The sequence below is a fragment of the Streptomyces sp. NPDC057939 genome, from assembly GCF_042887545.1.
Lineage (GTDB): Bacteria > Actinomycetota > Actinomycetes > Streptomycetales > Streptomycetaceae > Streptomyces.
This window is the reverse complement of record NZ_JBHVPG010000044.1, coordinates 58,215-73,978: the sequence shown is the minus strand read 5'-3', so window position 1 is coordinate 73,978 and position 15,764 is coordinate 58,215. Positions and strand designations below refer to the sequence as shown.

At 71.3% G+C, this 15,764-nt stretch carries 1 protein-coding gene; it reads right to left on the bottom strand.

The features are described 5' to 3' along the window. On the bottom strand, nucleotides 1-15,586 hold a 15,586-nt coding region (locus tag ACFVS6_RS33235), incomplete at its 3' end, for a type I polyketide synthase (protein WP_389709812.1). Between the last annotated feature and the right edge of the window lie 178 nt (nucleotides 15,587-15,764).

Genomic DNA, 15,764 nt, shown 5'->3' with positions numbered 1-15,764 from the left:
CGTAGTCGTGGTACATGACGCCGGCGAAGACGCCGGTCCGGCTGCCGCGCATCGAGGTCGGGTCGATACCCGCACGCTCGAACGCCTCCCACGAGGTCTCCAACAACAACCGCTGCTGCGGATCCATCGCCAGGGCCTCACGCGGCGAAATACCGAAGAACGCCGGATCGAACTCCGCCGCATCATGCAGGAACCCACCCTCACGCGTGTACGACGTACCCGCATGATCCGGATCCGGGTGATACAAACCCTCCACGTTCCAACCACGATCCGTCGGGAACCCGGAAACACCGTCCCCACCCGACGAAACCAACTGCCACAGATCCTCCGGCGTCCGCACCCCACCCGGGAAACGGCACCCCATACCCACGATCACGATCGGATCGTCGGCCACGCCCACGGAGTTCCGTGCAGGTGTCCGCAGGCCATGCTCACCCCGCACACCGGAACCACCGGTCACCGCGAGTTCGCCCAGCAGGTGGCGGGCCAGTGCCGTGGGAGTGGGGTAGTCGAAGATCAGCGTCGGGGGAAGCCGCAGACCGGTCTCCGCCTTCAGGACGTTGCGCAGCTCCACAGCCGTCAGCGAATCGAAGCCCAGATCCCGGAAGGCCCGCTCGGCGTCAACCGCCTCTGCACCACCATGACCGAGCACCGCCGCCACACGACCGCACACCAACTCCAGCAGCACACCCTCGTGCTCCGCGACCGGCAGCCCGAGCAGACGGGACACCAGCGGCGACGAACCAGAATCCGTCGCACCACCGTCACGCCGCTCGACCATCCGCCGCGCCGGAACCCGCACCAGCCCACGCAACAACGCCGGCACCGAACCCGCCGAACCAGCCGACACCGCCTGCGCCCGCAACACCGCCACATCCAGGTGCATCGGCAGCAACACCGCCGCATCCACCACCATCGCCACATCGAAGAGCCCCAGCCCCTCGTCCGCGGCCAGGGCGGCAACGCCCTCACGGGCGATGCGGCGCAGGTCGACCTCGTCGAGGGTCGACGCCATGCCACTGTCACTGCCGGCCTGCGGGGCCCACAGGCCCCAGGCCAGCGCGGTGGCAGGCAGACCCTCGGCCCGACGCTGCTCCGCCAGGGCTTCCAGGAAGGCGTTCGCCGCCGCGTAGTTCGCCTGACCGGCCGCACCGAACGCGGCAGCCGCACCCGAGAACAGGACGAAGGCCGAGAGGTCGAGTTCGCGGGTGAGTTCGTGAAGGTTCCACGCCGCATCGACCTTCGGGCGCAGGACGGTGGTCACACGTTCGGGGGTGAGCGAGGAGAGTACGCCGTCGTCCAGGACGCCCGCGGTGTGCACCACCGCGGTCAGCGGGTGCTCGGCCGGTACGGCCGCCAGTACGTCGGCGAGCGCGTCGCGGTCGGCTATGTCGCAGGCGACGAGATCCACCTCGGCGCCCAACCCGGCCAGCTCAGCGACCAGTTCGTCCGCACCGACAGCGTCGGGACCCCGACGGCTGGTGAGCAGCAGACGCCGCACCCCGTACGCGGTCACGAGGTGGCGGGCGAACAACCGGCCCAGGCTGCCCGTGGCACCGGTGACCAGGACCGTGCCCGACGGGTCACCGAAGCTCGTCCGCGTCTCGGCAGCACTGCCCGAAGCACTGCCCGAAGCACTGCCCGAGGCGTTGTCCGCCGACTGCACGCGCACCAGGCGCGGCACGCTGACGGCACCGCTCCGGACGGCGAGCTCCGGTTCGCCGGTGGCCAGCGCGGCGGGTACGGCCGACGCCGACGCACCTTGGGGGTCCAGGTCCAGCATCAGGAGCTGGCCGGGGTTCTCCGACTGCGCCGAACGCAGCAGACCGCGCACCGCGCCACCCGCCAGGTCCCGAACACCCTCGCCGACACCGACAGCCACCGCACCCGACGTCAACCACACCAGACGAGCACCCGCGAACCGATCGTCCGCCAACCAACCCTGCACCGTCTCCACGGCCGCGTTCACCGCCGCGTGCACGGAACCGACCGTGTCCGCGGGGTCCGAGGAAGCACCCGGCATTACGAAGACGGCGTCCGGGACCGGCTCGCCGGCGTCCAGTGCCGCTCCCAGGGCGGTGGCATCGGCGTACTCGGTGACCTGCGCATCCGTGGTTCCCAGACCGACCCGGTCCTCGCCGAGGACGGCCCAGCGAAGGCCAGCGGCGGAAACATCGCCCACGGGAGCGGGCACCCATTCGACGCGGAAGAGGGATTCCACGTGGGCGCCAGCGGCGGCGTTGACCTGCTCGGCCGAGGCCGGCCGAAGCGTCAACGACTCCACCGCCGCCACCGCCCGCCCGGACTCGTCCGCAACCAACAACGCCAACGTGTGCGGATCATCCGCGGACACCGGCGTCAACCGCATCCGCAACGCCGAAGCACCCGCCGCGAACAACGAAACCCCGGACCACGAGAACGGCAGCAAGGCGCCCGCGGAGGCCGCGGCGGGGTCGCCGTGGCCTATGGCGTGCAGACCGGCGTCGAGCAGGGCCGGATGCAGACCGAACCGCGCCGCGTCACGACGCCCGTCCTCCGGAAGCACGACCTCGGTGAACAACTCACCACCGCGCCGCCAGGCCGCCTTCAAGCCCTGGAACAGCGGCCCGTAGGAGACACCACCCTCGGCGAGTTCCTCGTACAGTCCGCTCACGTCGACGGCGACCGCGTCGACCGGCGGCCAGACCGCCAGCGCACCGAAGTCCGCCGCCGCCTCGGACCGGGCACCGACGGCAAGCACACCGGACCCGTGACGCGTCCACAGTTCCTCCGTGGTCCCGTCCTGGCGTCGCGAGTAGACGGCGAAAGGACGCCCGCCCCCTGGAATCGGTGCCTCGACGACGAGTTGGAGCTGTACGCCGCCGCGCTCGGGCAGGACCAGCGGAGCTTCCAGCGTCAGCTCCTCGACCACGTCGCATCCGACCTGGTCACCGGCGCGAACAGCCAGCTCGACGAAGGCCGTGCCCGGGAGCAGGACACCACCGTGGATCGTGTGATCGGCGAGCCAGGGGTGAGTGTCGAGGGACAGTCGGCCCGCCAGGATCGCGCCTTCGGAGTCGGCGAGCGCGACGGTCGCGCCCAGCAGCGGGTGCTCGGCGTCGCCGAGACCGATCGCCTCGGGGTCCCCGCCCGCGAACGCCGCCGCGTGGGGCCAGAACCGCTGCCGCTGGAAGGCGTACGTCGGCAGGTCAACCCGCCGGGCACCACTACCGGCGAAGAACGCCGACCAATCGACGGCCACACCGTGAACGTGAGCCTGGGCGACAGCGGTGACGAGGCTCTCGGCCTCGGAGCGGCCCTTGCGCAGCACGGGCAGAACGACGGAGGAAGCGGCGTCCTCCGTCACGCATTCCTGCGCGAGTGCCGACAGGACACCGTCCGGTCCCAGCTCGACGTATGCCGTCACGCCTGCGGCTTCCAGGGCGCGGACACCGTCGAGGAAACGGACGGCCTCTCGGACGTGCCGGACCCAGAACTCGGCCGTACCCATCTCGCCGTCGGCGACCAGGGCGCCGGTCAGGTTGGACACGACCGGAATGCTCGGGGCGGTGAAGGACAGACCCTCCACCACCCGGCGGAAGTCGTCCAGCATGCCGTCCATGTGCGGCGAGTGGAACGCGTGACTGACCGTGAGCCGCTTGCTCTTCCGCTCACCGAGCGACTCCACCACCGCAACTGCGGCGTCCTCGTCACCCGCGATCACGACCGACTGCGGACCATTGACCGCCGCGATGCTCACCCGATCGGTCAGCAGCGGCAGAACCTCCACCTCCGACGCCTGGATCGCAATCATCACGCCACCCGCCGGCAGGGCCTGCATCAGGCGACCACGCGCCGCAACCAACACGCACGCGTCATCCAGCGACAACACACCCGCCACATGCGCGGCAGCGATCTCACCGATCGAATGCCCCGACACGAAGTCAGGCCGCACACCCCACGACTCGACGAGACGGAACAACGCCACCTCGACCGCGAACAACGCCGGCTGCGTGAACCGCGTCTCATCCAACAGACCCGCATCCGACCCGAACAGCACACCCTTCAGCGGCAGCTCCAGCCGGTCATCCATGTGGGCGCAGACCGCGTCCAGGGCGTCCGCGAACGCCGGGAACGCGTCGTACAGCTCACGTCCCATCCCCACCCGCTGGCTGCCCTGCCCGGTGAACAGGAATGCGGTGCGGCCGCCGTCACGGGCCGTGCCCGTGGTGAGTCGGGTCGAGGTCTCGCCGTCGGCGAGGTGCCTCAGGGCGGTCCGCAGGTCCGTGTCCTCCCCGATGGTCAGGAGGGTGGCGGCGCGGTGGTCGAGGTGGGCGCGGCTGGTGGCCAGCGAGTAGGCGACGTCGATGGCGACCGTGTCGGCCGCGTCCTCGGTACGGGCGCCGGCATCCAGGTGCGCGGTGAGGGCCGCCGCCTGTGCCCGCAGGGCTTCCTTCGTCTTCCCGGACAGGAGGTAGGGAACGACGCGCGCCGGTCGTACGGAGGGCAGCGCGTGGGTGTTCGCGGACGGCTCGGAGTCCGGAGCCTGCTCGATGATGGTGTGGGCGTTGGTGCCGCTGATGCCGAACGAGGAGACGCCGGCCCGGCGCGGACGGCCGGTTTCGGGCCACTGCACGGACTCGGTCAGCAGCTCGACGTCGCCTGCAGTCCAGTCGACGTGCGGGGTGGGCGCGTCGACGTGCAGGGTCCGGGGCAGGACCCCGTGGCGCATCGCCATGACCATCTTGATCACACCGGCCACACCGGCCGCGGCCTGCGTGTGCCCGATGTTCGACTTCACCGAACCCAGCAACAGCGGCTGCCCCTCGGCCCGCTCCTGCCCGTACGTGGCCAGCAGCGCCTGCGCCTCGATCGGGTCACCCAGACGGGTACCCGTACCGTGCGCCTCCACCGCGTCCACGTCAGCCGCCGAAAGCCCGGCACTGGCCAACGCCTGCCGGATCACCCGCTGCTGCGAAGGACCGTTCGGAGCCGTCAAACCGTTGCTCGCACCATCCTGGTTGATCGCAGAACCACGCACCACCGCCAACACCGGATGCCCGTGGCGACGCGCGTCCGACAACCGCTCCACGAGCAGCATGCCGACACCCTCACCCCAACCCGTACCGTCCGCACCCGCCGCGAACGCCTTGATCCGACCATCGCCCGCAAGCCCACGCTGACGGCTGAAGTCGATGAAGTTCTCGGGCGTCGACATGACCGTGACACCGCCGGCGAGGGCCAGGGTGCACTCGCCCTGCCGCAGCGCCTGAACGGCCCAGTGCAGGGCGACGAGGGAGGAAGAGCAGGCGGTGTCGACGGTGACCGCCGGGCCTTCGAGGCCGAACACGTAGGAGACGCGACCGGACATGACGCTTCCGGCGTTGCCGGTGCCGACGTGGCCTTCCAGACCGTCCTGTTCGCGGGCGACCAGGGACAGGTAGTCCTGGCCGTTGGTGCCGATGAAGACTCCCGCCCGGCTGCCGCGCAGTGTCCCGGCGTCGATGCCGGCGCGCTCGAACGCCTCCCACGAGGTTTCCAGCAGCAGACGCTGCTGCGGGTCCATCGCCATGGCCTCGCGCGGCGAGATGCCGAAGAAGTCGGCGTCGAAGCCGGCCGCGTCGGCGAGGAAGCCGCCCTCACGCGTGTACGACGTACCCGCCCGGTCGGGGTCGGGGCTGTAGAGCCGCTCCAGGTTCCAGCCGCGGTCGGCGGGGAAACCGGCGACCGCGTCCGTGCCCTGGGCGAGCAACTGCCAGAGGTCTTCCGGGGTGCGTACGCCGCCGGGGAAGCGGCAGCTCATGGCGACGATCGCGATCGGATCGCCGTCGACGGCCGAGGCTACGGGCAGCAGCGCGCCGGAGACGGGGACGGCGCCCACGAGTTCGCCACGGAGGTGGTCGGCCAGGGCCGCGGACGTGGGGTAGTCGTAGATGAGGGTGGCGGGAAGCCGCAGTTCCGTCGCCGCGCCGAGGCGATTGCGCAGCTCGACGGCGGTGAGCGAGTCGAATCCGAGTTCCTTGAAGGCGCGTTCGGCACCGACCGCTTCGGAGCCGTCGTGACCGAGTACGGCGGCGACGTGCGTGCGGACCAGGGTGAGCAGTTCCCGCTCCTGCTCGGCGGGCGCGAGTACCGCGAGCCTGCCGGACAGGGTGAGCGGCAGGCCTGCGTGCGCGTCGGCCCGTCCGTGGGCTCCGGTCCGGGCCTGCGTCGCCGCGCGGGTCGCGCGTACTTCGGGCAGGTCGCCGAACAGTTCGGTGCGGCGTACGGCGGTGTGCTGGGAGAGGTACCGGTCCCATGCGACGTCGGCCACCGTGACGGCGACGTCCCGGAAACCGACGGCCTGCCCGAGGGCTCGGATCGCGAGGTCGGCGTCCATGGGCGGTACGCCGTCCCGGCGCATCCGGGCCTCAAGGGCCTTGTCGGCGGCCATGCCGCCGTCGGCCCACGGACCCCACGCGATCGACGTCGCGGCAAGGCCGGCGGCACGACGCTGCTCGGCCAACGCATCCAAGTACGCGTTCGCGGCAGCGTAATTACCCTGCCCGGCAGCACCGATGGTCCCGCTCATCGAGGAGAACAACACGAACGCGGACAGCTCGATACCGAGCTCGACCGTCACCTCGTGCAGGTTGAGCGCGGACGCGGCCTTGGCCCGCAGCACGCTCTCGAACCGCTCCGGCGTCAGCGCGTCAAGAACGCCATCGTCCAGAATCCCGGCGGTGTGCACGACAGCCGTGAGCGTCTCCGCCTCGGCGGCCAGAACCGTACGCAGGGCATCCCGGTCGGCGGCGTCACACGCCACCACCGACACCTCCACACCCAACCCCGACAACTCCGCGGCCAACTCACCCGCGCCGGGAGCATCCGCACCCCGCCGGCTGGTCAGCACCAACCGTGCCGCACCCGCCCCGGCCAGCCAACGAGCCACCCGACCACCCAGAGCACCCGTACCACCGGTCACCAAAACCGTCCCGGACGGAGCCCAGGAACCCGCATCATCGGCAACCGCACGAACCAGACGACGCCCGAACACACCGGAAGAACGAATGGCGAGCTGATCCTCACCGACAGCGCCACCGGCGAGGACGCCGGCCAGGCGTGCCATGGCCCGCTCGTCCCACACCTCGGGAAGATCGACCAGACCACCCCAACGCTCCGGAACCTCCAACGCCGCAACCCGACCCAAACCCCACACCTGCGCCTGAACCGCCGAGGTCAGGACATCCGAACGCCCCACACCCACCGCACCACGGGTCAAGCACCACAACGGCGCCCCCACCCCGGCATCACCCAGCGCCTGCACCAGAACGGCCGTATCCACCACACCCGCGGACTCGTCCAGGGCAAGCAGCGACACCACACCCGCGACGGGTCCGGGTGCCACGTCGGACAGCAGCTCGGCCAGTGCGGCTCGGTCCGAGCCGGCTTCGACCAGTACCCGGCGGACCTCGGCTCCCCGGCCGGTCAGAGCATCCGCAACGGCCGTGGTCGAGGAGTTGTCCGCGAGCGCGGCGGATGCGACGACGAGCCACTGGCCGCCCGGCGCGGCCGAGGTCGGCGCCGGCGCCGTGAGGGGCTTCCACGACGCCCGGTACCGCCAGCCGTCGACCTGTGCCTGTTCCTGGTTCTGTCGACGCCATGCCGACAGAGCAGGGACGAAGTCGCTGAAGCTGGCGTCATCGGCCACCTCCAGTTCGGACAGCAGAGAGGCGAGGTCGCCGCGCTCCACGGCCTCCCAGAACCGGGCGTCCACTCCGTCGACCGCCGGGGCGGGTACGTGTGCGCCGCTCGGCGCGGTCGTCTCCGGCCAGAAGCGCTGCCGCTGGAAGGCGTACGTCGGGAGCTCGCCCCGACCGGCGCCCGTACCGGCGAAGAAGGCGGACCAGTCCACCTCCATACCCCGTACGTGTGCCTCGGCCACGGCCGTGACCACCGACTCCGACTCCGGGCGACCCGAGCGCAGGACCGGTACGAAGGCTGCGTCGGCGTCGCCGGTCAGGCAGTCCTGGGCCAGTGCGGACAGCACGCCGTCGGGGCCGATCTCGACGTACGTCGAGACGCCGGCGGCCTCCAGGGCCCGGACACCGTCGAGGAAGCGAACGGCTTCCCGCACGTGCCGGACCCAGAACTCGGCCGAGTTCATCTCGTCGGTGACGAGGGCGCCGTTCAGGTTCGACACGAGCGGGATCCGCGGGGTGGCGAAGGACAGACCCTCCACCACCCGGCGGAAGTCATCGAGCATGCCGTCCATGTGCGGCGAGTGGAAAGCATGGCTCACCGTGAGCCGCTTGCTCTTCCGCTCACCGAGCGACTCCACCACCGCCAGAGCGGCATCCTCGTCACCCGCGATCACCACCGACTGCGGACCATTGACCGCCGCAATGCTCACCCGATCGGTCAGCAGCGGCAGAACCTCCACCTCCGACGCCTGAACCGCGATCATCACACCACCCGCCGGCAGCGCCTGCATCAACCGACCACGCGCCGCAACCAACACGCACGCGTCATCCAGCGACAACACACCCGCCACATGCGCGGCAGCGATCTCACCGATCGAATGCCCCGACACGAAGTCCGGCCGCACACCCCACGACTCGAACAGCCGGAACAGCGCGACCTCGACCGCGAACAACGCCGGCTGCGTGAACTCGGTCCGGTCCAGGAGTTCCGCGTCGGACCCGAAGAGCACGTCCTTCAACGGCATGTCGAGGCGCGAGTCGAGGCGGGCGCACGCCGCGTCCAGCGCGTCGGCGAACACAGGGTGAGCGTCGTACAGTTCGCGCCCGGCTCCGAGGCGCTGGCTGCCCTGGCCCGTGAAGAGGAAGGCTCGCGCGCCTCCCGACACGGTGCCCTGGACGAGGCCCGGCGTGGGCTCGCCCGCGGCGAGCCGGCGCAGGCCGGCCGTCAGGGTTTCGCGGTCCTCGGGGCGGGCGATCAGGACGGCCCGCGTCTCGAACTTCGTCCGCTCGACGGCGAGGGAGTACGCGGTGTCCAGGACGGTGGCCTGCGGGTTGTCGGCGAGCCACGATGCGAGCTGTTCGGCCTGGGCGCGCAGAACGGCGGGGGTCTTGCCGGTGACGACGTACGGCAGGGCCCCAGTGGTGCCGCCGGTGTGCTGTTCGGCTGCCGTGGCCTCGGCCTGGACCGGGGCTTCTTCGATGATGGTGTGGGCGTTGGTGCCGCTCAGGCCGAACGAGGAGACGCCGGCCCGGCGCGGACGGCCGGTTTCGGGCCACTGCACGGACTCGGTCAGCAGCTCGACGTCGCCGGTCGTCCAGTCGACGTGCGGGGTGGGCGCGTCGACGTGCAGGGTCCGGGGCAGGACCCCGTGGCGCATCGCCATGACCATCTTGATCACACCGGCCACACCGGCCGCGGCCTGCGTGTGCCCGATGTTCGACTTCACCGAACCCAGCAACAGCGGCTGCCCCTCGGCCCGCTCCTGCCCGTACGTGGCCAGCAGCGCCTGCGCCTCGATCGGGTCACCCAGACGGGTACCCGTACCGTGCGCCTCCACCGCGTCCACGTCAGCCGCCGAAAGCCCGGCACTGGCCAACGCCTGCCGGATCACCCGCTGCTGCGAAGGACCGTTCGGAGCGGTCAGACCGTTGCTCGCACCGTCCTGGTTGATCGCAGAACCACGCACCACCGCCAACACCGGATGCCCGTGGCGACGCGCGTCCGACAACCGCTCCACGAGCAGCATGCCGACACCCTCACCCCAACCCGTACCGTCCGCACCCGCCGCGAACGCCTTGATCCGACCATCGGCCGCAAGCCCACGCTGACGGCTGAAGTCGATGAAGGCGTCGGGGGTGGACATCACGGTGACTCCGCCGGCGAGCGCCATGGAGCACTCGCCCTGACGGAGGGCCTGAACCGCCAGGTGCAGGGCGACGAGCGACGAAGAACAGGCGGTGTCGACCGTGATAGCCGGTCCTTCCAGCCCGAACACGTAGGAGAGACGGCCGGAGACCACGCTGGCGGCGTTGCCCGTGCCGACGTGGCCTTCAAGCCCGTCCGCCTGGCCCGCGACCAGGGAGAGGTAGTCCTGGCCGTTGGTGCCGACGAAGACGCCCGCTCGGCTGCCCTTGAGCACGGCGGGGTCGATGCCGGCGCGCTCGAACGCCTCCCACGAGGTTTCCAGGAGGAGGCGCTGCTGCGGGTCCATGGCGAGGGCCTCGCGCGGCGAGATGCCGAAGAAGTCGGCGTCGAAGTCGGCGACGTCGTAGAGGAATCCGCCCTCGCGGGCGTACGAGGTGCCCTGCGTGCTCGGGTCGGCGTCGTAGAGGGCGTCGAGGTCCCAGCCGCGGTCGGCGGGGAATTCGGCGACCGCGTCCGTGCCCTGGGCGAGCAGTCCCCAGAGGTCTTCCGGGGTGCGCACGCCTCCGGGGAAGCGGCAGCTCATCGCGACGATCGCGATCGGATCGCCGTCGGTCGGCGCGGCCGTCGGCAGTGCGGAGTCCGCGACCGGCGTCCCGCTGCCACCGAGTTCGCCCCGCAGGTACTCGGCGAGCGTCGATGAGGTCGGGTAGTCGTAGACGAGGGTGGTGGGGAGCTTCAGGCCGGTGGCCGCACCCAGCCGGTTGCGCAGGTCCACGGCGGTCAGGGAGTCGAACCCGAGCTCCTTGAAGGCGCGTTCGGCGCCGACGGCGTCCGCGCCGTCGTGCCCGAGCACGGCGGCGACCTGTGTGCGGACCAGGGCGAGGAGCTCCCGGTCCTGCTCGGCCCGAGGTAGCTCGGCGAGCTTCGCGAACGTGGCCCCTGCGACGTCGGCGCCCGTGACGACGGTGCCGTGTCCGGTGATCGCGGATTCGCCTGCGGCCTTGGCGGTGAGGAGGTCGAGGACCAGCGGGTTGGGTCGTACGGCGGCCACGACGGCCGCGAAGCGGTCCCAGTCGATGTCGGCGACGGTCAGGGCGGTCTCACCGGCACCAACGGCCTGTGCCAGAGCGGCCATCGCCGCGTCCGGGGCCATGGGCGGTACACCCTCGCGCCGCATCCGGGCGTCCATCGCCTCGTCGGCGGCCATGCCACCGTCGGCCCACGGACCCCACGCGATCGACGTCGCGGCCAGACCCGCTGCACGACGCTGCTCGGCCAGGGCGTCCAAGTACGCGTTCGCGGCAGCGTAATTACCCTGCCCGGCACCACCGATGGTCCCGCTCATCGAGGAGAACAACACGAACGCGGACAGCTCGATGCCGAACTCCACCGTCAACTCGTGCAGGTTGAGCGCGGACGTGGCCTTGGCCCGCAGCACGCTCTCGAACCGCTCCGGCGTCAACGCGTCAAGAACGCCATCGTCCAGAATCCCGGCGGTGTGCACGACAGCCGTCAGCGTCTCCGCCTCGGCGGCCAGGACCGTACGAAGAGCATCCCGGTCGGCGGCGTCACACGCCACCACCGACACCTCCACACCCATGCCCGACAACTCCGCGGCCAACTCACCCGCACCGGGAGCATCCGCACCCCGACGGCTCGTCAGCACCAGACGCCCGGCACCCGCCCCGGCCAGCCAACGAGCCACCCGACCACCCAGAGCACCCGTACCACCGGTCACCAGGACCGTTCCGGACGGGGTCCAGGACGGGTCACCCTGAACGGCGGCAGCACGGACCAGACGACGCCCGAAGACACCGGAGGAACGAACCGCGACCTGGTCCTCACCCGCACCAGCGGCAAGGACACCCACCAACCGGCCCATCGCCCGCTCGTCCCACACCTCGGGAAGATCGACCAGACCACCCCAACGCTCGGGCGCCTCCAACGCGGCAACCCGACCCAGACCCCACACCTGCGCCTGAACAGGCGAAACGAGCCGATCCGAACGCCCCACACTCACCGCACCACGGGTCAAGCACCACAACGGCGCCTCCACCCCGGCATCACCCAGCGCCTGCACCAGAACGGCGGTATCCACGACACCCGCGGACTCGTCCAGGGCGAGCAGCGACACCACACCGGCCACGGCCCCCGCGCCGGCGAGCAGCTCGGCCAGGGCCTCCCGGCCGGCACCGGGCTGCGCCACCACGCGCCGGACCTCGGCTCCCCGCCCGGTCAACACGTCCGCGACGGGCTCGTCGGCGACGGCACCGGCGGGCACGACCAGCAGCCAGGTCCCGGACAGGCGGCCTCCGGTGCCGGCGCCCGCGCCGGCATCCGTCAGCGGCTTCCATGCGTCGCGGTAGCGCCAGCCGTCCACCGTGGACCGGGTCCGTACGCGGCGGCGCCAGGCCGACAGGGCGGGGACGACGTCGCTCAGCGGTTGCTCGCCGTCCGCGTCGAGTTCGAGGGTGGCGGCGAGCGCGGCCACGTCCTGGAGTTCGACCGCGTCCCAGAACTCGCTGTCGGCCGGGTCGGTCCGGTGCCCGGGTGTCGGGGCGGGCCCGTCGGTGGGGGTGCGGGCGTCCATCCAGTACCGCTGGCGCTGGAAGGCGTACGTCGGCAGTTCGACGCTGCGGGCGCCGCTGCCGGTGTAGAGCGCGGCCCAGTCGACGTCGGTGCCTCGTACGAACATGCGGGCGACGGCGTCGAGCAGGGTGGCGGCTTCGTCGCGGCCGGAGCGCAGGGCGGCGGCGAAGGCCGGGGTCGTGGGGTGCTGCGGGTCGGTGAGCAGGCAGTCCTGTGCCAGGGCCGTGAGGACGGGGTCGGGGCCGAGTTCCAGGAAGGAGTCGGCGCCGCGTGCCTGGAGGGTGCGTACGCCGTCGAGGAAGCGGACGGCTTCGCGGACGTGGCGGACCCAGTGTTCGGGGTCGGCCAGTTCGGTGGCGGTGGCCGTGGTTCCGGTGAGGAGGGAGACGACGGGGAGGGTGGGTGTGGCGTAGTCGATGACCTGGGCGATGCGGCGGAACTCGTCGAGCATGCCGTCCATGTGCGGGGAGTGGAAGGCGTGGCTGACGGTGAGGTGCTTGGTCTTGCGGCCCTGTGTTTCGAAGGTGTTGGCGAGGGTGGTCGCGGCGTCCTCGTCGCCGGCGATCACGACGGAGCGCGGGCCGTTGACGGCGGCGATGCTGACGCGGGCGGTCAGGAGCGGCAGGACCTCGTCCTCGGAGGCCTGGACGGCGATCATGACGCCGCCCGCCGGGAGTGCCTGCATCAGGCGTCCGCGTGCCGCGACCAGGGCGCAGGCGTCTTCCAGGGAGAACACGCCCGCGACGTGTGCGGCGGCGATCTCGCCGATCGAGTGGCCTGCCACGAAGTCGGGCTTGACACCCCAGGAGGCGACGAGCCGGTAGAGGGCCACCTCGATCGCGAAGAGGGCGGGTTGGGTGTAGCCGGTCTGGTGGAGGAGGGCGGCTTCGGGGGTGCCTTCCTCGGCGAACAGGACGTCGAGGAGGGGGTGTTCGAGTTGTTCGTCGAGGTACCAGCAGGTGTCGTCGAGGGCGTCGGCGAACACCGGGTAGGTGTCGTACAGTTCGCGGCCCATGTCGAGGCGCTGGCTGCCCTGGCCGGTGAAGAGGACGGCGAGGCGTCCGGTGGCGGGGTCTCCGTGGACGACGGAGGGTGTGTCGGTGGCGTCGGCGAGGGCTCGCAGGCCGTGCATGAGTGCGGTGCGGTCGTCGCCGAGGATCACGGCCCGGCGGTCGAAGCGGCCGCGGGTGGCGGCGAGGGAGTGGCCGATGTCGAGGGGGTCGGTCTCGGGGCGGGTGTCGAGCCAGTCGCCCAGGCGTCGGGCGGCGGCGCGCAGGGCTTCGGGGGTCTTGGCGGACAGGGTCCAGGCGAGCGGGCCTGCGATCGGCTCGGCGACCGGCTCGGTGTCCGGTCCGGTCTCGTGTTCGACGTCCGGGCCGGTCTCGTGTCCGGCGTCCGGGCCGGTCGGGTGTTCGGCCGGTCGGTCCCCGGTGTCGTGGGCCGGTCGCGTCTTCGCGTCGCAGTCCTCGACCGGCGGTTCTTCGATGATGGCGTGCGCGTTGGTGCCGCTCATGCCGAAGGAGGAGACGCCGGCGCGGCGCGGGGTGTCGGTGGTGGGCCAGTCGACGGGTCGGGTCAGCAGGTTGACGGCTCCGGCCTCCCAGTCGACGTGCGGGGTCGGCTCGTCGATGTGGAGGGTGCGGGGCAGTACGCCGTGCCGCATCGCCATGACCATCTTGATGACGCCGGCGACGCCGGCGGCGGCCTGGGTGTGGCCGATGTTCGACTTCAGGGAGCCCAGCCACAGGGGTCGGTCCGCGGGGCGGTCCTGGCCGTAGGTGGCCAGCAGGGCCTGGGCTTCGATCGGGTCACCGAGGGTGGTGCCGGTGCCGTGCGCCTCGACGGCGTCGACTTCCGCGGCCGACAGGCCGGCGTTGGCGAGTGCCTGGCGGATGACGCGCTGCTGGGCGGGGCCGCTGGGTGCGGTGAGGCCGTTGCTGGCGCCGTCCTGGTTGATGGCGGTGCCGCGGACGACGGCCAGGACGCGGTGGCCGTTGGCGCGGGCGTCGGAGAGGCGTTCCACGAGGAGCATGCCGGCGCCTTCGCCCCATGCCGTTCCGTCGGCGGCGGCCGCGAAGGGCTTGCAGCGGCCGTCGGGGGCGAGGCCGCGCTGGCGGCTGAAGGAGACGAACGAGCCGGGGCTCGCCATGACGGCGACGCCGCCGGCGAGCGCGATCGAGCATTCGCCGGTGCGCAGGGCCTGGACGGCGAGGTGCAGGGCGGCCAGGGAGGAGGAGCAGGCGGTGTCGACGGTGACGGTGGGGCCTTCGAAGCCGAAGGTGTAGGCGATGCGGCCGGAGGCGACGCTCGCCGCGTTGCCGGTGAGGAGGTAGCCCTCGAACCCGTCGGCGGCGTCCTCCAGTCGGGGGCCGTATTCCTGGGTTTCGGCGCCGACGAAGACGCCGACCTGGCCGCCGCGGAGCAGGGCGGGGTCGACGCCCGCCCGGTCGAAGGCTTCCCAGGAGGTTTCCAGCAGCAGGCGTTGCTGCGGGTCCATGGCCATGGCTTCGCGGGGGGAGATTCCGAAGAATGCGGCGTCGAATTGGTCGGCGTCGTGGAGGAATCCACCTTCGCGTGCATAGGTGGTGCCGGGGCTGTCGGGGTTCGGGTCGTAGAGGGAGTCGAGGTTCCAGCCACGTCCGGTGGGGAATTCGGAAATGGCGTCGGTGCCGTCGGCGACGAGCTCCCAGAGCGCTTCGGGGGAATCCACGTCGCCGGGGAATCGGCAGCCGATGCCGACGATGGCGATGGGTTCGTCGCTGCTGATGGCCGCGGTGACGGGGGTTTCGGTGGGGGTGGTCAGGCCCAGGAGCAGGGTGTGGATCCGGCGGGCGAGGTGGGCGGGGGTGGGGTGGTCGAAGGCCAGGGTGACGGGCAGTCGCAGGCCGGTCCCGGCGACGAGGCGGGCGTGCAGGTCCACGGCGGCGAGGGAGTCGAAGCCGAGGTCCAGGAAGGAGCGGTGGGCGTCGAGCGTGGTGGGTGCGTTGTCGCGGAGCGAGGCGATCACCAGGGTGGAGACCCAGTCGAGCAGGGCGGTGTGCTGCTCGCCCTCGGTGAGGCCGGCGAGGTGTTCGCGCCACTGTTCGGGGCTGTCGCCGCTGCTGACGTCCTGGGTTCCGCCGGCCTCGGGGGCGCCGTCGATTTCGTCCGCGAAATCCTGGGATTCGTTCAACATCGCGCGCTCCATCACTCCGTGCAGAGAAACCTAAGACCGGTTATGACCCTGGCACGTGAAAGGTGCCGCAGAAACCCCTAACGGGCCCCTAGGGGCCCCTATGCGGTGGCGCTGCGGATTGCGCGATGAATATGCGTGTGCGACCGGATCATAATGCCCTCGGAGTGGGGGCAATTGCAAGAATTCCGGGGAT